Below are 18,423 nucleotides of genomic sequence, written 5' to 3'. Positions count from 1 at the left end.
GGACGCCGGGTGTGACCCGGTGCTACACGCAGGAAACGGGGCGCTGCGACCAGGCAGCGCCCCGTGTGAATCACGCCTTGGCGAACACCAGGTGGCCGCCGTCGTTGCCGACTTCGATGGTATCGCCGTTGACGAAGGCGCCGGACAGGATCTTCTGCGCCAGCGGGTTCTCCAGCTGCGCCTGGATCGCACGCTTCAACGGACGTGCGCCGTACACCGGATCGAAGCCGACGTTGCCGAGCAGATCGAACGCCGCATCGGACACCACCAGCTTCAGCCCACGCTCGGCCAGCCGCTTCTCCAGGCCACGCATCTGGATGCGCGCGATCTGCTTGATCTGCTGCTTGTCCAGCGAGTGGAACACCACGATGTCGTCCAGGCGGTTGATGAACTCCGGACGGAAGTGCGCCTGCACCACGCCCATCACCGCCGCCTTCATCTGCGTGTAGGCCTCCGGGCTGTCATCACTGCTCATGTCCTGGATCTGGTGCGAGCCCAGATTCGAAGTCATCACGATGACGGTGTTGCGGAAATCCACGGTACGGCCCTGGCCATCGGTCAGGCGGCCATCGTCCAGCACCTGCAGCAGGATGTTGAACACATCCGGATGGGCCTTCTCCACTTCGTCGAGCAGGATCAGCGAGTACGGACGACGACGCACCGCCTCGGTCAGGTAACCACCCTCTTCGTAACCGACGTAGCCCGGGGGCGCACCGATCAGGCGGGCGACGCTGTGCTTCTCCATGAACTCGCTCATGTCGATGCGGATCATCGCGTCGGCACTGTCGAACAGGAACTCGGCCAGCGACTTGCACAGCTCGGTCTTGCCAACGCCGGTCGGGCCGAGGAACAGGAACGAACCGGCCGGACGATTCGGATCGGACAGGCCCGCGCGCGAGCGGCGCACGGCGTCGGAGACGACCTTGATCGCTTCCTCCTGGCCGACCACGCGGTTGTGCAGCACCTCTTCCATGCGCAGCAGCTTGTCGCGCTCACCTTCGAGCATCTTGTTGACCGGAATGCCGGTCCAGCGCGAGACAACCTCGGCGATCTCCTCATCGGTGACCCGGTCCTGCACCAGCTTGAAGTCCTTGTGCTCGGCTTCCTGCGCGGCGGCCAACTGCTTTTCCAGCTGCGGCAGCAGGCCGTACTGGATCTCGCTCATGCGTGCGAAATCCTGGCGGCGCTGCGCGGATTCCAGCTCCAGCTTGGCCTGCTCGACCTGCTCCTTGATCTTGGTTGCACCCTGCAGCGCGGCCTTCTCCGATTTCCAGATTTCATTGAGGTCGGAGAACTCGCGCTCCAATCCATCGATGTCGTTTTCCAGATCGGCCAGGCGCTGCCGCGAGGCCTCGTCCTTTTCCTTCTTCAGCATCTCGCGCTGGATCTTCAGCTGGATCACCCGGCGTTCCAGGCGGTCCAGTTCCTCCGGCTTGGAGTCGATCTCCATGCGCAGGCGCGAAGCAGCCTCGTCCATCAGGTCGATGGCCTTGTCCGGCAGCTGGCGATCGGTGATGTAGCGGTTGGACAGGGTCGCCGCCGCCACGATGGCCGGATCGGTGATCTCCACGCCATGGTGCACCGCGTACTTTTCCTTCAGCCCGCGCAGGATCGCGATGGTGTCCTCCACCGACGGCTCGCCCACGAACACCTTCTGGAAACGACGCTCCAGCGCGGCATCCTTTTCGATGTACTTGCGATACTCGTCCAGCGTGGTGGCACCTACGCAGTGCAGCTCGCCGCGTGCGAGCGCAGGCTTCAGCATGTTGCCGGCATCCATCGCACCGTCGGCCTTGCCGGCGCCGACCATGGTGTGCAGCTCGTCAATGAACAGGATGATCTGCCCTTCGCTCTTGGCCAGATCGTTGAGCACGCCCTTCAGGCGTTCCTCGAACTCACCGCGGAACTTGGCACCGGCAATCAGCGCGCCCATGTCCAGCGACAGCACGCGCTTGCCGCGCAGGCCTTCGGGCACTTCGTCGTTGATGATGCGCTGGGCCAGGCCTTCGACGATCGCGGTCTTGCCCACGCCCGGCTCGCCGATCAGCACCGGGTTGTTCTTGGTCCGGCGCTGCAGCACCTGGATGGTGCGACGGATTTCTTCATCGCGGCCGATCACCGGATCGAGCTTGCCGCTCTCGGCACGTGCGGTCAGGTCAATGGTGTACTTCTCCAGCGCCTGCCGCTGTTCTTCAGCATTTTCCGACTGCACGTTCTCGCCGCCGCGCAGCTTGTCGATGGCGGCCTGCAGGCGGGTCTTGTCGGCACCGGCGGCGCGCAGCGCCATGCCCAGCGTGCCGCTGTCGTCCAGCGCGGCCAGCACGAACCACTCGCTGGCAATGAAGGCATCGCCGTTCTGCTGGGCCAGCTTGTCGGTCTGGTTGAGCAGGCGACCCAGGTCATTGCCCATCGAAACGTTGCCGGCTTGGCCGGACACCTTGGGCAGCGCATCCAGCGCCTCGGTCAGGCGCTCGCGCAGTACCGGCACGTTCACCCCGGCCTGGGCCAGCAGCGGGCGCGTGCTGCCGCCCTGCTGGTCCAGCAGCGCGCTGAACAGGTGAACCGGTTCGATGATGCTGTTGTCGCGGCCCACGGCCAGCGACTGTGCGTCTGCCAGCGCCTGCTGGAAACGCGAGGTGAGCTTGTCCATCCGCATTGCGAATCCTCATCGGTCATCAGGGCCGGCCTACGCCGGCGATGCTGGAAAGATGCGGTTGCCCCACCCCGTTTCAAGGGTGGCTGCGACTGCACCCCGAGGCCAGTCAGCCTGCCGCCAGCATGCCGGAGCGGGTGTGGTCGGCGCGTTGATCCAGCGCAAGCCACTGCGCGCCAAGCACTGGAATCCGGGCATCGCGGATGCGATACTTGCGAATCATTCTCATTTCGATCAAAGCCACGCATCCCCTTTCATGGGCCCCCGACACGAACAACTGGGCATGCTGTACCGCGACCATCGCCTCTGGCTGCACGGCTGGCTGAGCGGGCGCGTGGGCAATCGCGATGTGGCTGACGATCTCACCCAGGACACCTTCGCGCGGCTGCTGCAGGGGCGCGATCTCGCTGCCCTGCGTGAGCCCCGTGCCTTCCTGACCACGGTAGCGCGCGGGCTGGCCGCCAACTGGTTCCGCCGCCAGGCGCTGGAGCGCGCCTACCTGCAATACCTGGCCCAGTTTCCAGAGCCGGTGTTGCCCTCGCTGGAAGAACAGGCCCTCGTACGTGAGGCCCTGCAGCAGATCGATGCGATGCTGGACGGGTTGCCGGCGATGGCGCGCCGGGTGTTCCTGCTGGCGCAGTTCGATGGGCTTCGCTATGAGGCCATCAGCGAACAGCTGGGGTTGTCGTTGTCCACGGTGAAGCGGCACATGAAGCGGGCGCTGCTTGGCTGCCTTGCGCATGCCGGCTGAGACCGCCACCGCACCGGCCCTACCGCCACGTGTGCTGGAGCAGGCCGCCGACTGGCTGATGCGCCTACACGAAGACGGCAGCGCGGCGCAGCGCGCGCGGTGGCAGCGCTGGCACGATGCCGATCCCGACCATGCACGTGCGTGGCAGCGCGCGGAGCGTCTGCTGGCGCTGAGCGGGCAGGTGCCACCGCCATTGGCCCACAGCGCACTGCAACGCGCGCCCTCGCCGGGCCGGCGCGCGCTGCTGCGCAGTGTGGCCGCACTGCTGGTCGCCCCGCTGGGTGGCTGGCTGGCCTGGCGAATGTACGACGAGGCCGCATGGGATGCCAGCGCACGCACGGCCGTGGGCGAGCGCCTGCGCCATGTACTGGACGACGGCAGCGTGCTGCTCCTGGACACCGATACCGCCATGGACATCGCCTTTGATGACCAGCAGCGCCTGCTGCGGCTGCGGCACGGACAGGTGCTGGTGGAAACCGCCGCAGATTCCCGGCGACCGGCGCGTCCCTTCGTGCTCGCCAGTCCGGCAGGGCGCATGCAGGCCCTGGGCACGCGCTTCAATGTGCAGCATGCCGATGCGACCACCGTAGTGGCCGTGCTCGAAGGAACGGTACGGGTCATGTTGGCCGCAACAGGGCAACAGCGTGTCGTCGATGCCGGAAGGCAGCTGAGCTTCCGCGCAGATGCCTTCGCGTCGGTGCAGGCCATCGCACCGGCCGTCGACGCCTGGCGCCACGGCATGCTGGTGGTCGATGCGCAGCCCCTGCGCCGCGTGCTGGAACAGCTGGGCCGCTATCAATCCGGCTGGCTGGGCTGCGACGATGCGATCGCATCCCAGCGGGTGTCAGGTGCATTCCCCGTGGATGACCTGGACCGCGCCGTAGCCATGCTGGCAGCCGTCCACGGACTGGAGATCCAGCGCGGACCAGCGGGACTGTGGACGCGGCTGCGCGCAGGAACGCCACGGTGAGCGGGCCGCATCGCCAGCAGTGACACTTTTTCCGCGTCCGGGTGGCAGAGGGAGTGAATCCCTTCCTTACGTGCCCTCCATGCCCTCCATGATCCGACCCTTCCGGCTGAGCCTGCTGGCCATTGCTCTGGCGACCACGCCGGTGTTTGCCCAGGTGGCATCGCTGCAGGCCGTAGCCGCTACCGAACAGGCCGCCAGCCCGCTCGGCCTGGCCCTGAGCACCTTCGCTGCCCAGCGTGGTATCGCCCTGTCCTTCGACCCCGCGCTGGCCGCCGGACGCATGGCACCGGCACTGTCGGGTACCTTCAGCACCGAACAGGGCTTTGCACGCCTGCTGACCGGTACCGGCCTGCGCATCCAGCCTGGCGCAGACGGCAGCTACACGCTGCAGGCGGCGGGCAACGTTGTACCGGTGTCAGCAGCGCGAAAGACCCTGCCACTGCGCGTGAGCGGTGAAGTGCAGCCGTTCCGCTATGCCGAAGGCCTGCGCCTGGACGAGGACTACATGCATGCCCAGGCCACCGGCAACGGTGACATCGGGCGCCTGTTGAGGATCAACCCCGCCGTCCAGTTCGACAACGCCCAGTTGAGCAGCTTCACCCCCGGCGACATCTCGCCGGCCAATGTAAGCATCAATGGTGCGCCGTTCTACCAGAATGCCTTCGTGGTCGATGGCATGAACTTCAACAACGACATCGATCCCGGTGGCGATCCATCGCCCTACCGCCTGGCGACCGCCCCCGGCAACAGCCAGGCCTTCGCCCTGGACACCGACCTGCTGGCCGACCTGACCGTGCTGGACAGCAACGTGCCGGCGGCCTACGGCGGATTCAGCGGTGGCGTCATCGAGGCCAACGTGCGCAAGCCGAAGGACGCCATTTCCGGCAGCGTGTCCTACCAGACCACGCGCTCGTCCTGGACCCGCTACCTGCTGGATGAAAGCATGCGCGAGGACTATGCCAATGCTTCTTCGTGGGGCGATGGTCAACCCGAGTTCACCAAGGAAACATGGCGCGCCACGCTGGAAGGCAAGGTGACCGATACGCTGGGCGTACTGGCCAACTTCACCCGCAAGCGCTCCTCGATTCCCACCTACTTCTATTCCGCACACCTGGTGGACAGCTACGGCTCGGAACGCGAAGTACAGCGCCAACGCTCGGACCAGGCGATGCTGAAGGCGGTCTGGGAGGCCAGCGACCGGCTGACCGTCGATGCGTCCGTCACGCATGCGCCATCGGAGAACCAGCTGTTCCGGTCCAACATCCGCGGCGCCGGCGTGCGCATCGACAGCGGCGGCACGATGATCAACCTGGGAGCCACCTGGCAGGCGGACTGGGGCACGATCACCCAGCGCCTAAGCTGGAGCGGCACCGAGCAGTCGCGTGATGCGCAGAGCGATGACTATTTCACCTGGCTGCGCTCGGCCAGCAAGGACTGGGGCACCAACGCGTCCACGCTGGAAGGCGAGTTCGGTGACATCGAACAACGGCAACGACGTCTTACCTACAGCGCGCAGGCACAGACCCACGCCTTCGACCTTGGCGGTGGGGTCCACCAGCTGACCACGGGCGTGGAGCTGACCCGGCAGAGGTTCGACTATCGTCGCCTGACCGAGAACAGCACCTATGTCACACCGGCCCGCACCACGACGTGCACCCTCAACTCCGGCGAGATCGATACCGCCTGTGACATGGGCCTGACCGCGGCAGCAGGCTGGCCAGGCCAGTACTTCACCCGCCGTACCCGCTACGCCACCGGCCACATCGGCTTCGACGTGGAGAGCTTCGCCGCACACATCGACGACGACATGCGCTACGGCGCGGTCTCGATCCGTCCGGGTCTGCGCATCGAGCGCGACAGCTACATCGGGCAGACCACCATCGCACCCCGCTTCGCGCTGAGCTGGGAGCCGCGCGATGGCACCCTGCTCACCGCAGGCGCCAACCGCTACTACGGCCGCAACATGGCCACCTGGAAGCTGCGCGATGGTGTCAACCGGCTGCGCTACAACAACGAACGCCGTACCAGCCTGAACGGGGCGTGGACCACCGGCACCCAGGCCGGAAATGACACCTACTTCAACATCGACAAGGTGGGCTATGCCGATGAGCTGATGCTCGCGTGGCGTCAGGATTGGGCGGGTTGGCGCTTCAACCTGAAGGCCGTCAACCGCCGGCTGCGCGATCAGGTCATCAACGTGAGCGGGCGCATCACCGGCATCACACCCGACGACCCCACATTGGCCGGCAATTACAGCACCTGGTCCAGCACCGGCAGTGGCCTGAGCAACATCTATTCCCTGACCGCGCAGCCGCTGCGCGGCTGGACAGCCGGGGCGACGCATACCCAGGCGCTGCTCTCTCTGGACTGGACCGACGTGCGCAAGGCGGTGCCGTTCTACGACGACAGCGCCGACCAGTTCTACCTGAACCCATGGATCCGCTACGACGGCCGCTACATGCGCTACCAGCAGAAGCCCGCCGACAACTACACACGCCCGTGGTCGGCGCGCGTGAACACGATCACCCGCATTGCACCGCTGGACCTGACCGTGACCAACATGCTGACCTACTCGGCCGGCTACCGCCGGATCGCCAGGACTTCGCTGACCGAGATGTACCAGGGCGAGCGCATCGACGTATGGGAGGAGCGGCAGTTCTCCCCGTCGCTGACCTGGAACGTCCGCCTGGGTTGGGAACGCGAGCTGTCCGCCCAGGCCGGAACGGTCTACGCGAATGTGGACATCACCAATGTACTGAACCGGCGCAATGTCTACGGCGCATCCTCCGCCGTTGGCAACGCACCGCTGTATGACATCGGACGGCAGTTCTGGCTGGAAGTGGGCTACCGCTACTGACTGCATCGTGCCGTTGAACGCCGTACCGGCGTCATGCATGCGCGCCTATCCAAGCCTGCGTCTGCTGCTGCCCGTCGCCGCCCTGTTGCTGGGCGGCGCGGGCATGCCTGCACCTGCGCGTCATACCCCGTGCCCCGACGTGCTTCCCGCGCGTCCGGACAGCGCCTGCCTGCGCGCGCTCTACAGCAACCCCAGCATGCAGTGGCCAGCGCCAGAGGTGGAACCCGGCGTCGCCTGGCAGGAGCTGGCTCCGTTACCTGCCCCGGCCGATCCACCCGGCCATCCATCAACGCCCGCAAAACTCGCCTTGGGCCGTCGGCTGTTTTTCGATCCGGTTCTTTCGAAGTCGCGGCAATTGGCCTGTGCCAGTTGCCATGACCCGGACCTGGGCTGGGCCGATGGCCGCCGCGTATCGTTCGGCCACGACCGCCAGCCCGGTCGCCGCAATGCACCCAGCGTGGTGGCCAGTGCGCACGTGGCGCCGCTATTCTGGGATGGGCGCGCCGCCACGCTGGAGGCGCAGGCGCTGCATCCGATCGCCGATCCCGTCGAAATGGGCTTCACCACGCAGGGCGCCGTGCGTCGCTTGCGCCGGGATGCGTCCTACCGTCGTGCGTTCAACGAGGTGTTCGCGCAGCCGCGCATCGATGCCGCGCAGCTCGGCCAGGCCATCGCCGCGTTCGAACGCAGCCTGTCGCCACGCAACAGTCGCTTTGATCGCTTCCTGCTTGGCAATGCGCGTGCGCTGGACGATGCCCAGCTGCGTGGCCTGCACCTGTTCCGCACGCAGGCCGGCTGCATGAACTGCCACAGCGGGGCGGCGCTGACCGACAACGGCTTCCACAATCTGGGCCTGCATTTCCACGGGCGTTCGCGGCAGGATCTGGGGCGTTATGAGGTCACCGGTGATCCCGCCGACAGCGGCCGTTTCCGTACACCGTCGCTGCGTGGCGTTGCCGCCACAGCGCCCTACATGCACAACGGCATGATCCCGAAATTGTCTGGCGTGCTGGCGTTCTACAACGTGGGCGGTGCCCGACCGCGGGCTCCGGCGGGTCTCCCGCCAGACGCAGCCCCCTTCCCGGCACCCGATCCGTTGCTGCGTCCGCGCGGGCTCAGCAGGCGGGACCTGCAGGACATCGAAGCCTTCCTGCAGGCCCTCTGACGCCTGCAGGCTCAGCCGCGGGTGATGGCAGTACGGATCGCCCGCAGCTGCTGCTTGATGGCCCTTGCCTGCGCCACATCCATGCGCAGCAGGGCTTTCTGCCCGATCGAGCGCGACTGCAGGGTGGCGTCGACGAAGCGGTAGCGGCCACGCTCGTCGCGTTCCACCAACGGCGGCTGGGCCAGCTCCGGGGTGTCCAGCAAGTGGTCGATCACCGCCACCAGACGGTCGTTGAAATAGCCGTCGGGCCGGCCAAGATCGACGTAGGCCTGCTGGATCAGCGGATAGAAGCGCTTGTAGGCCGTGGCCGTTGCCGCCGGGTCGAGCGCGGTAAATGCCTGCACGTAGGGCGCATAGCGCGTCGCGTTGCTGGCGGCGATGCGTTCGCCGCCCTCACCCGCCTCGACCTGCAGGTTGCCCGGCAGCGGCCGCGCGGCCAGTGCGGTCGGCGGCACGCTCGGCTTGTCCAGGTTGTCGACCTGGGTGACCAGGCGCTGGATCAGATGATCGCGCAACAGCAGGGTCAGCGGGCCCTCGCCCTGGAACAGCTGGCTCAGCGCGCCCCAGGCAGCGGCATCGCTGTCGGCCAGTTTCGGCAGTGCTGGATCAGCGGCCGCCTCTGTCTCCAGCGGGTGCCTGATCGGTGGAGGTGCCGGGGCCTGTTGCTCGGCCGTCATTGGCTGTGGAGGTGCAGCGCTGCTGGCGGGAGTGGATTGCACCGGCACCGAAACGCCGTCCGCCAGGCTCTTCAGCTGATCGCGGAACAACCACCCGCCCGCACCGCCGATCACCACCACGCCCAGCACCCAGGGCCATACCGCCTTTCCACTCTGCATGATGCAGCACCTCGTTTTCACACGCATGGAGATGGTGTGACCCCCCGTGTCGGCGAGGGTTCCCCCTTCGTTCGGCTGCGGTTTGGGTTGGGCAGGACCTGCAGCCACGCTCACGCCTGCTTTGCACGCCGCGCGCGAGGCTGTTGCTCTTGTCGTGTGGAGACGTTGCCATGCAATACGCGCTGTACTACTGGACCGGCATCCAGGGCCGCGGTGAATTCGTGCGGCTGGCGCTGGAAGATGCCGGCGCCGACTACATCGACATGGCACGGGTACACGGCGATGCAGTGATGCAACCTTTCCTTGATGGGAAAAGCGAGGGGACGCAGCCATTCGCGCCGCCATTCCTGAAGGCCGGCCGCCAGGTCATCGCACAGGTCGCGGCGATCCTGGATTTCCTTGGCCCGACGTTGGACCTGGTGCCACAGGCGGCCTCCCGGCGGATGCAGGCGCTGCAGTTGCAGCTGACCATCGCCGATCTGGTGGCCGAGGTGCATGACACCCACCATCCGATCGCCGTATCGAAGTACTACGAAGAGCAGAAGATCGAAGCCAAGGCACGCGCCGCCTCTCTGCGCAGCGAACGGCTGCCGAAGTTCCTCGGCTATTTCGAGCAGGTGCTGGCCGCCAATGGCGGCCGCCATACGCTGCGCGAGCATTCCTACGTGGATCTGTCGCTGTTCCAGCTGCTGAGCGGGCTGGATTACATGTTCCCACGCCGCATGCAGGCACTGGGCCCAACCCTGCCCCTGCTGCGTGCGCTGCAGGAGCGGGTGGCGAAGCGGCAGGCCATTGCCGCCTACCTGGCCTCGGAACGGCGCTTGCCGTTCAACACCAATGGCATCTTCCGCCACTACCCGGAGCTGGATGGGGAGCGGTAGTGCCGGCCGCTGGCCGGCAGCTGCACACTGCGTCCGAGGTCCATGAGGATGCCGGCCAGCGGCCGGCACTAACTTGGGGTCAGCTGTTTTCACCCAGCGGCTTCACCGCCTGCTTCTGCAGCGACAGCAGGCCCAGCAGCACTGCCAGTGCCACGTAGGCGCCGGCGAACTGCCAGCTGATGATGCGTGCCAGCCCTTCCAGCTCCCAAGGCAGATAGATGCCACCGCGCGGGTCCACCGAGTGGATCAGGCCGAACAGGGTCAGCACGGCGGCCACCAACAGGAAGCCGCAGGCACGGCGCAGACGGCCATCGACCATTGCCGCCACCGCCGAGATCCACAGCATCGAAGTGATGATGAAGCCATTGCCGAGGGTGAAGATCACCGCCAGCTCCGGCAGGCCGTGGCCGTCGAGCTTGGTCAGCAGCTGCGGCAACTGGTCCGGCGCGATCCAGCCCGGCGCCTTGATCGCCAGCAGGTAGGCCACCGACGGCAGGAAACCGAACACCATCGCACCGGTATGGTGACGCGGCGTGGCCTGGAAGGCCTGGGTGGTGATGTCGATGGCCACGTACACGATGATCGGCGCCAGCACCGCCAGCGGCAGCCACTGCACCAGCCCGGAGATGATGCCAAGCATGCCGCCGATGCCGACGAACAGGCCGGTCAGCAGCGTGTAGCCGCTGCGTGCGCCCATGTGCTTGTACGCCGGCTGGCCGATGTATGGCGTGGTCTGAGCGACGCCGCCACAGACACCAGCCACCAGCGTGGCCACCGCTTCCACCAGCAGGATGTCGCGGGTGCGGTAATCATCACCGGCCGCGCGTGCGCTTTCGGAGACGTTGATGCCACCGACCACCATCAGCAGGCCGAACGGCAGCAGCAGCGGCAGGTAGGTCATCGCGGTGGGCAGGCCGTCGAGGAAGCCCAGCGTCGGCAGCGGCAGCACCACCTGCGGCGGCACCCACTCCGGTACGTGGAAGCCCGGTGCGCCGAGCCCGGCCAGGCCAAGGCCGTAATACAGCACGGTGCCGAACACGAAGGCCAATAGCACGCCCGGGCCACGCACCGGCAGCTTGCCCTTGGCGATCAGCACATACAGCAGCAGGCCCAGCGTCGTGAAGCCGACCAGCGGCGAGCGCAGCGTTTCCAGCAGCGGCAGCAGGCCCATCAGCACCAGCGCGATGCCGGCGATGGAGCCCAGCAGCGCAGCACGCGGCAGCGCGCGGGTGACCGCTTCGCCGAAGAATGACAGCACGAACTTGAGCACGCCCATGATGACCAGCGCGGCCATGCCCAGCTGCCAGGTCGCGATACCCGCGGCATGCGGGTCCATGCCCTGCTGCTTGAACGCAATGAAAGCAGGACCGAGCACCAGCAGGGCCATGCCGATGCTGGTCGGTGCATCCAGGCCGAGCGGCATGGCGGTGACATCGTCGCGGCCGGTGCGCGTGGCCAGGCGGCGCGCCATCAGGGTGTACAGCAGGTTGCCAACCAGCACGCCGAAGGCAGTGCCGGGGAACATGCGGCCGAACACTACGTCGGCGGGGAACTGGAAGATCCCGACCAGGGCCATGGCGATGAAGCCGAGGATGGAGAGGTTGTCGACGACCAGGCCGAAGAAGCCGTTGAAGTCGCCGGCGACGAACCAGCGACGCGGTGCGGCGGAAGCGGGAGCGGACATGGAAGGGGGCGGTGGGGGTGGGGACCGCCGATGGTAGGCCCAGCGGGGCGCGGGCGCCAATTCCGCTGTGGAATGATGGGTTCCAGCCAACGGCGGAGCCCCTCGTGGCTGGGTTGGTCGCGGACAGCGGGTTTATCGGAATGGGCCGTGCGGGGTGGGCTGCGCAGGACACGCCGTGAACCCGTCCCTGGGGGCTCGATGGCGCCATCCATGGCGCCAACGGTCCTGCGCAGCCCACCCCGCACAGCCCCTGACAGTTTCCTGCGCGCGGCGGCCACGGAAGAGAATCAAGAGATCAAAAGCAAAGGCAGGCGCTCGTTGTAGAGCCGAGCCCATACTCGGCTGCTGTACGCGAAGCCTCAGAGCCGAGCATGGTTCGGGCCTACAGAAGATCATTTCGATCATTCTTCCGTTATCCACACATGGCGTGGATCCACCGTGTCGACCATAGTCGACACCCTCCAGTGCAATATGCCGTTCCGACAGATCGCAGGAAACTGTCGAAGGCGGGGTGGGTCCGGTTGTGGGGGTGTCCGCGGCATGGATGCCGCGGCCAAGCCCCCAGGGACGGGTTCACGGCGTCCCCCGCAACCGGGCCCACCCTGCCATTCCTCAGGAAACCCGCTTCTGCTGTTGCTGTTGCCGGCCAGCGGCCGGCACTACCGTTTCGGCGGGTGCAGGGCGCCGCCCTGCATCAACCAACCCCCTACTTCTTCAGGAAGTTTTCCACCAGCAGATGCTTCACGTCGTCGAAGCGGCCGTTCAACACCGCCTTGGCCGCGTACAACGCCGTGCCGGCCACCTGCTTGGCTTCGATCTGCGGCGGCATCACCAGCTCGGCGCGGCTGGTGTGCACGTCCAGCAGCGCCGGGCCACGCTGGGACAGGAAGTCCTGCACCGCTTCCTCCAGGTCCTCGCTGCGGGTCACGGTGCGGCCGTGGAAGCCGATCACTTCGGCCAGGCGGCCGAAGTCCGGGTTTTTCAGGTCGGTGTAGTTGTCCAACAGCCCCTCCACCTTCTGCTCCAGCTCGACGAAATTCAACGAGCCGTTGTTGAACACCACCACCTTGATCGGCAGGTTTTCCTGCACGGCCGTCAACAGATCGCCCAGCAGCATCGCCAGGCCACCATCGCCGGACAGCGAGATCACCTGCCGGCCCGGGAACGCCTTCTGCAGGCCCAGTGCCTGTGGCATCGCATTGGCCATCGTGCCGTGCAGCAGGCTGGTCAGCGTGCGGCGGCGGCCGTTGACGCGGATGTGGCGCAACACCCACACCATCGGCGAGCCACCGTCGGCGGTGAACAGTGCATCATCGGTGGCATATTTCGACAGCAGCGCGGTCAGGTGCTGCGGATGGATCAGCTCGCCCTCACCGGGCTGCTCTTCCTTCTCGCGCTTTTTCAGTGCCTTGTCACGGCGCTCGATGCACTCGTCCAGGAAACTGCTGTCCTCGCGCGGCGTCAGCATCGGCAGCAAGGCGTCCAGCGTCGGCGCGATATCACCGACCACGCCAAGGTTCACCGGATGGCGGCGGCCGAGGTGGCTGCCATCGCGGTCGACCTGGATGATCGTCGCCTTGTCCGGATAGAACTGGCCCCAAGCGAAATCAGCGCCGAGCAGCAGCAGCGTGTCGCACTCCATCAGTGTGTGGAAGCCGGATTCGATGCCGAAGATGCCGGTCATGCCCATGTTGTACGGGTTGTCCGGTTCGACGAAATCCTTGGCGCGCGAGGTGTGCGCCACCGGTGCCTGCAGGCGCCGCGCCAGTTCCAGCAGCTGCGCATGTGCCCCCTGGCAACCGGCGCCGGCATAGATGCCGATGCGCTTGCCCTGCCCCAGCAGCTCGGCGATGTGCTGCAGCTCGGTGTCGGATGGACGCAGCACCGGCTGGGTGTAGTGCACCGAGAACGGCACATCGTGCTTCACCTCGGCCTCGCTGATGTCAGCCGGCAGGATCACTACGGCGACGCCGCGACGGCTGATCGCGGCCTGGCAGGCCAGCGCCACCACGCGTCGCGCCTGTTCGGCGCTGTGCACCTGTTCGCAGAACACCGTGCAGCTGCCATACACCGCCTTGAAGTCCACTTCCTGCGGGAACTCCATGCCCAGCTCGCTGGTGACGATCTGGCTGGCGATCAGCACCATCGGCGCCCGGTTGCGGTTGCTCTCGAAGATGCCATTGATGAAATGCAGGCCACCGGGCCCGCAGGAGCCAGCACACGCCGTCAACTGGCCGCTGACCAGCGAATCGGCGCCGGCAGCGAACGCTGCCACTTCTTCATGGCGTACGTGCACCCAAGCGATCTCGCTGCCATGCATCGCATCGGTAACATGATTGAGCGTATCGCCCACGATGCCGTAGCAACGACGGACACCGGCCTGCTGCAGGGCGTCCACCACGATTTCGGCCACGCGCTTGCTCATCGGATACATCCTCGAACGGGGGAACCTCCGAGGCTAGACCCGGTGAAGTGATGCCCCCGTGGGCAAGGCGCGCATCGCCTCGATGCGCAAACTTCAGACGGATGTCTCGTCAATCGTTGACGTTGATCCAGCCCACCACCGTGCCCTGCTTCGGGTTGTGGTAGCGCAGCTTCATCCAGCCATCCTGTTCATCCAGCATTTCCACACGGTCGCCCTGCACCAGGTAACGCTTGGTGCTGGATGCACCGGGCCGGTCGAACAGGAACAGGCGCGCCGCCAGCACGGAGGCCTGCTGGCCACGCAGCGGTCCGTCGGGCGGTGCGCCCAGGCCATCGGCAATGGCCGTCTCAAGCACGTTTCCGGCGGCATCATAGGTGCGCCAGACTGCCAACGGCCCCTGCTCGTCGGTCTGCACCCAATGCAGCGCGGCGTTCAGCGTATCGCCCAGCATCAACACGCTCTCGGAGCGGTACAGATAGAGCTTCGTACCTGCAAACCGGTACTGATCGGTGTACCACATCGGACCGCTGCGGCAGCTGCTGGTCAGGGTGCGGCTCGAACGATCGACAGTCAGCCCCATCAAGTCGCCGCAACTGTCCTTGCCGTGGGTGTCGGCCTGCAGCGCGCGGAACCCGGCACTGGCCGGATCGAAGCGGTACACCGCCACCGCTTCGTTGACCATGCCCACCGATGCACGTGCAATCAATTCCGGGTAGCCATCGAAATCGACGTCCTCCAGACCCCATCGCGAATTGCCGTCCGCATCCGCCGCGCCCGCCAGATTCTGGCGCTTGCCCGACGGCGACAACTGCACCGCGATGCTGCCGTCCTGCTGGGGATCGGCGTGTGCCTGCACGTGAGCGGCGACCTGGAAGCGTAGCGTTTCGCCGTCGCCCTCATTCGCCTCCGCCGTCGGCAGCCACAGGCCTGCCAGCAGCAGGCCCAGCACGTAGTCCCTGTGTTTCATCGTCCATCCCTGTGGCGCCACGATGGCCCCTTCAGGTCAGAACGATACCTCGACCGGCTGCCGCGACCACAGCACCGACTGATGCTTGGTCTGCTGCTTCCACGCCAGGCGGATCGCTTCGATATCGGCGCGGCGCTGCGGGGTGTCCTCGTGCAGCACCACCAGCACCTTGGTACGCAAGCGGTTGGGGCTGGCATCGCCGCGGAACAGCCACTGGCCGTAGGCATCGAACACGGTCAGGCCATCCGGGAAGCGCGGGGTCACTTCCTTGTCCAGGAAAGTGCGCCACTGCGCATCGCTGATGGTGTCGGCCTGCGGGCGGTTGCCGGCGCCCTGCTCCTCGCCCACGCCGAAGTACAGCTCGCTGCGCACCCAGCCGTGGCCGGCGGACGGGCGGGCGGCATCGCCCTTCAGTTCGGCGGTGGTGGCCGTGGCATAGGCGCTGGGCGCCTGCGAGGACAGGCTGGCGCAGCCGCTGGTGGCCAGCAGCACGGCGAAGACGAGGCCAAGGTGTTTCATCAATACAGCTCCGGGGAAGGGGGACAGAGGCGAGCCGGCAGCGTACAGCGCCACCGGCCCGGCGTGCTGATGCCAGCAGGGCATCAGCTCATGCCGGGACGGCAGGGACTTGCATCGACACCGGCCATCACGCGAAGATAATATATCGCTTCATCCGGATGGATGTAAGTGAAACCATCTCCCCCTTCCCTGTCGTCGTTGTTGCTGGAGTCCCCATGTCCGTCCGCCTGCCTGCGTCGCCACTCGGCCTCGCCATCTCCCTCGCGCTTTCTGCCGCCGCCCCGGCCCTGGCCCAGGACGCCACCAACCTGGACACGGTGATCGTCACCGGCACCCGCGCCGCCGACCGCACCGTGCTCGAATCCACCTCGCCGGTGGATGTGCTCACCGCCGAGGACATCCGCAAGGCCGGCGTGGTCAACGGTGAACTGGGCAGTGCGCTGCAGGCGCTTCTGCCGTCGTTCAACTTCCCGCGCCAGTCCAACTCCGGCGGCGCCGACCACGTGCGCGCGGCACAGTTGCGTGGCCTGTCGCCGGACCAGGTGCTGGTGCTGATCAATGGCAAGCGCCGCCACCACACTGCGCTGGTCAACACCGACAGCAAGATCGGCAAGGGCACCACCCCGGTCGACTTCAATTCGATCCCCGTCAGCGCGATCAAGCGCATCGAAGTGCTTCGCGACGGCGCCGGTGCGCTGTACGGCTCCGATGCGGTGGCCGGCGTGATCAACGTGATCCTCGACAACGGCGGCGACGGTGGCGAGATCGAGGCCAGCTACGGTGCCAACCACACCGACCTCAAGCCGATCGGCCGTACCCTCACCGATGGCCAGACCGGCAACATCAGCGCCAAGGTCGGCACTTCGCTGGGCGAGGACGGCGGCTTCCTGCGCGTCGGCCTGGAGTACAAGCACCGCAACGGCACCAACCGTGCCGGCTTCGACCAGATTCCGCCGTGGGACCAGACGCCGGACAACCTGGCGCTGCAGGGCAAGCGCAACTACGTGCTGGGTGATGGCAAGAGCAAGGACATCAACCTGTGGCTGAACACCGAGATCCCGGTGGGCCAGACGTCGACGTTCTACGCGTTCGGTACCTTCAACCAGCGGGATACCGAAGGCGCGAACTACTTCCGCTATCCCGATGGCGATGCCAACTGGAAAGAGGTCTATCCGAACGGTTACCGACCGATCTCCGAAGGCGAGAACCGCGACGTGCAGGCCGTAGCCGGCGTGCGCGGCCAATGGGGTGAGTGGAGCTACGACGGCAGCCTGGATTACGGGCAGAACGATTTCACCTACCGCCTGCGTGATTCGCTCAACGCATCGCTGGGCCCGACCAGCCCGACCCGCTTCAAGACCGCCGACTACGAATACGCACAGACCGTGGGCAACCTCGACCTGAGCCGCGTGTTCACCCAGAGCGACAGCATCAGCCACACCCTGGGCCTGGGCGTGGAAGCGCGCCATGAGCGCTACCAGACCCGTCCCGGCGACCCGGCCAGCTATGCGGCCGGCCCGTACACCGACCGCCCGACCGGCTCGCAGGCCGGTGGCGGCCTGACCCCGCAGGACGCGGCGCGCCTGTCGCGCGACGTGGCCAGCGCCTACGCCAGCCTGTCCAGCCAGTTCGGCGAGAAGTTCTCCACCGACCTGGCCGCGCGCTACGAGCACAATGACGACTTCGGCGGCGAACTGACCGGCAAGCTCGGCCTGCGCTACGAATTCACCCCGGCGTTCGCGCTGCGCGGCGCCATCTCCAACAACTTCCGCGCACCGTCGCTGGCGCAGATCGGTTACGAATCCACCTCCACCGGCTACAACGCCGGCGGCCAGCTGGTGCAGGGTCGACTGCTGTCGGTCAACAATCCGATCGCACGTGGCCTGGGTGCGCAGAATCTGAAGCCGGAGAAGTCGATCAACACCTCGCTGGGCTTCACCAGCCGCATCGGCGAGCACTTCGACCTGTCGCTGGACTTCTTCCAGATCGACATCGACGACCGCATCGCGCTGTCGGAAAGCATCACCGGCGATGCACTGACTGACTACGTGGCGGCCAACTACGGCGTCACCGGCCTGCAGAGCGCCAGTTTCTTCGTCAACGCCGCCGATACCCGCACCCGCGGTGCCGAGCTGGTGAGCAACTGGCGGCAATCGCTGGGCAACGGTCAGCTGCTGCTGACCGGCACCTATGCGTACACCAAGACCACACTGAAGAACGTGCTGGCCACGCCGGCACAGCTCCGTGCACTGAACCCGGACTACGTGCTGTTCGGTATCGAAGAGACCAACACCCTCACCGATGCTACGCCGCGCACCCGTGGCAGCTTCTCGGCCGCCTGGAGCAACGACCACTGGTCGCTGAGCACCCGCGTGAACCGCTACGGCAGCGCCACCCGCGTGTTCAACTTCGGTGACGGCTACATCCCGCGCCAGACCTACCAGGCCGAATGGCAGCTGGATGCCGAAGTCGAGTACCGCATCACTCCGCAGTGGAGCGTGGCCATCGGCGGCCAGAACCTGACCGACAACTACCCGGATCGATCCAACAGCGATATCCACTATTTCGGCAACCTGCCGTATGACGTGCTGTCGCCGATCGGCAGCAACGGCGCGTACTACTACGGCCGCGTCCGCTATACGTTCTGATCGCATTGGGTGTGATTGCCTTCGGTGGGTGCGGACCGTTGGTCCGCACTACACGGTAGTGGGGGGG

The 18,423-nt window shown here is 66.3% G+C and carries 13 protein-coding genes; 6 read left to right on the top strand and 7 right to left on the bottom strand.

What is annotated here, in order from left to right; genetic code table 11:
* Nucleotides 1-70 precede the first annotated feature (70 nt).
* Together clpB and AC07M7_RS03600 are read right to left on the bottom strand one after the other, a co-directional pair.
* Nucleotides 71-2,656, bottom strand: a complete 2,586-nt coding sequence (clpB, locus tag AC07M7_RS03605) for an ATP-dependent chaperone ClpB (protein WP_495206756.1) — start codon at nt 2,654-2,656, stop codon at nt 71-73.
* A 106-nt stretch (nt 2,657-2,762) separates the two neighbouring features.
* Nucleotides 2,763-2,897 carry a hypothetical protein gene (locus AC07M7_RS03600; protein ID WP_495206755.1) on the bottom strand — a complete coding sequence of 45 codons (135 nt, stop codon included), beginning with the start codon at nt 2,895-2,897 and terminating at the stop codon, nt 2,763-2,765.
* 12 nt (nt 2,898-2,909) lie between these two features.
* Between AC07M7_RS03600 and AC07M7_RS03595 the strand changes: the two genes are divergently transcribed.
* The 4 genes from AC07M7_RS03595 to AC07M7_RS03580 all read left to right on the top strand — a co-directional run bounded on the left by AC07M7_RS03595 (nt 2,910) and on the right by AC07M7_RS03580 (nt 8,396).
* Entirely contained in the window at nt 2,910-3,404 is a 495-nt protein-coding gene (locus tag AC07M7_RS03595; protein WP_495206754.1) for a sigma-70 family RNA polymerase sigma factor, read from the top strand.
* Nucleotides 3,394-4,374: a FecR domain-containing protein gene (locus AC07M7_RS03590; RefSeq protein WP_495206753.1), complete on the top strand. Its 981-nt coding sequence runs from the start codon at nt 3,394-3,396 to the stop codon at nt 4,372-4,374. Before AC07M7_RS03595 ends, AC07M7_RS03590 begins: the two co-directional genes overlap by 11 nt.
* A gap of 88 nt (nt 4,375-4,462) precedes the next feature.
* On the top strand, nt 4,463-7,231 hold the full coding sequence (locus AC07M7_RS03585) for a TonB-dependent receptor (RefSeq protein WP_495206752.1): 2,769 nt from the start codon (nt 4,463-4,465) through the stop codon (nt 7,229-7,231).
* A 37-nt stretch (nt 7,232-7,268) separates the two neighbouring features.
* Entirely contained in the window at nt 7,269-8,396 is a 1,128-nt protein-coding gene (locus AC07M7_RS03580) for a cytochrome-c peroxidase (RefSeq protein WP_495206751.1), read from the top strand.
* An 11-nt stretch (nt 8,397-8,407) separates the two neighbouring features.
* Here the strand turns inward: AC07M7_RS03580 and AC07M7_RS03575 are convergent, their stop codons facing one another.
* Entirely contained in the window at nt 8,408-9,232 is an 825-nt protein-coding gene (locus AC07M7_RS03575; RefSeq protein WP_337302830.1) for a DUF3014 domain-containing protein, read from the bottom strand.
* 170 nt (nt 9,233-9,402) lie between these two features.
* Between AC07M7_RS03575 and AC07M7_RS03570 the strand changes: the two genes are divergently transcribed.
* A complete protein-coding gene (locus AC07M7_RS03570) occupies nt 9,403-10,113 on the top strand; it encodes a glutathione S-transferase (protein ID WP_495206750.1) in 711 nt (236 codons plus the stop codon).
* A 79-nt stretch (nt 10,114-10,192) separates the two neighbouring features.
* Here AC07M7_RS03570 and AC07M7_RS03565 read toward each other — a convergent pair whose 3' ends face one another.
* From AC07M7_RS03565 to AC07M7_RS03550, 4 genes are all read right to left on the bottom strand, one after another.
* Entirely contained in the window at nt 10,193-11,797 is a 1,605-nt protein-coding gene (locus tag AC07M7_RS03565) for a SulP family inorganic anion transporter (RefSeq protein ID WP_495206749.1), read from the bottom strand.
* A 706-nt stretch (nt 11,798-12,503) separates the two neighbouring features.
* A complete protein-coding gene (locus AC07M7_RS03560; protein ID WP_495206748.1) occupies nt 12,504-14,222 on the bottom strand; it encodes a thiamine pyrophosphate-dependent enzyme in 1,719 nt (572 codons plus the stop codon).
* A 109-nt stretch (nt 14,223-14,331) separates the two neighbouring features.
* The gene (locus AC07M7_RS03555) at nt 14,332-15,189 is read right to left on the bottom strand and encodes an SH3 domain-containing protein (RefSeq protein WP_482998738.1); all 858 of its coding nucleotides are present in this window, start codon (nt 15,187-15,189) and stop codon (nt 14,332-14,334) included.
* 36 nt (nt 15,190-15,225) lie between these two features.
* Nucleotides 15,226-15,708 carry a DUF3574 domain-containing protein gene (locus AC07M7_RS03550; protein ID WP_253078786.1) on the bottom strand — a complete coding sequence of 161 codons (483 nt, stop codon included), beginning with the start codon at nt 15,706-15,708 and terminating at the stop codon, nt 15,226-15,228.
* 215 nt (nt 15,709-15,923) lie between these two features.
* Here AC07M7_RS03550 and AC07M7_RS03545 point away from each other — a divergent pair, with 215 nt between their 5' ends.
* Entirely contained in the window at nt 15,924-18,356 is a 2,433-nt protein-coding gene (locus tag AC07M7_RS03545) for a TonB-dependent receptor plug domain-containing protein (protein ID WP_495206747.1), read from the top strand.
* Nucleotides 18,357-18,423 lie beyond the last annotated feature (67 nt).

Source organism: Stenotrophomonas sp. GW821-FHT09E08 (assembly GCF_059416125.1).
The sequence above is the reverse complement of the archived record's forward strand: the minus strand, read 5'-3'. Positions and strand labels throughout refer to the sequence as shown.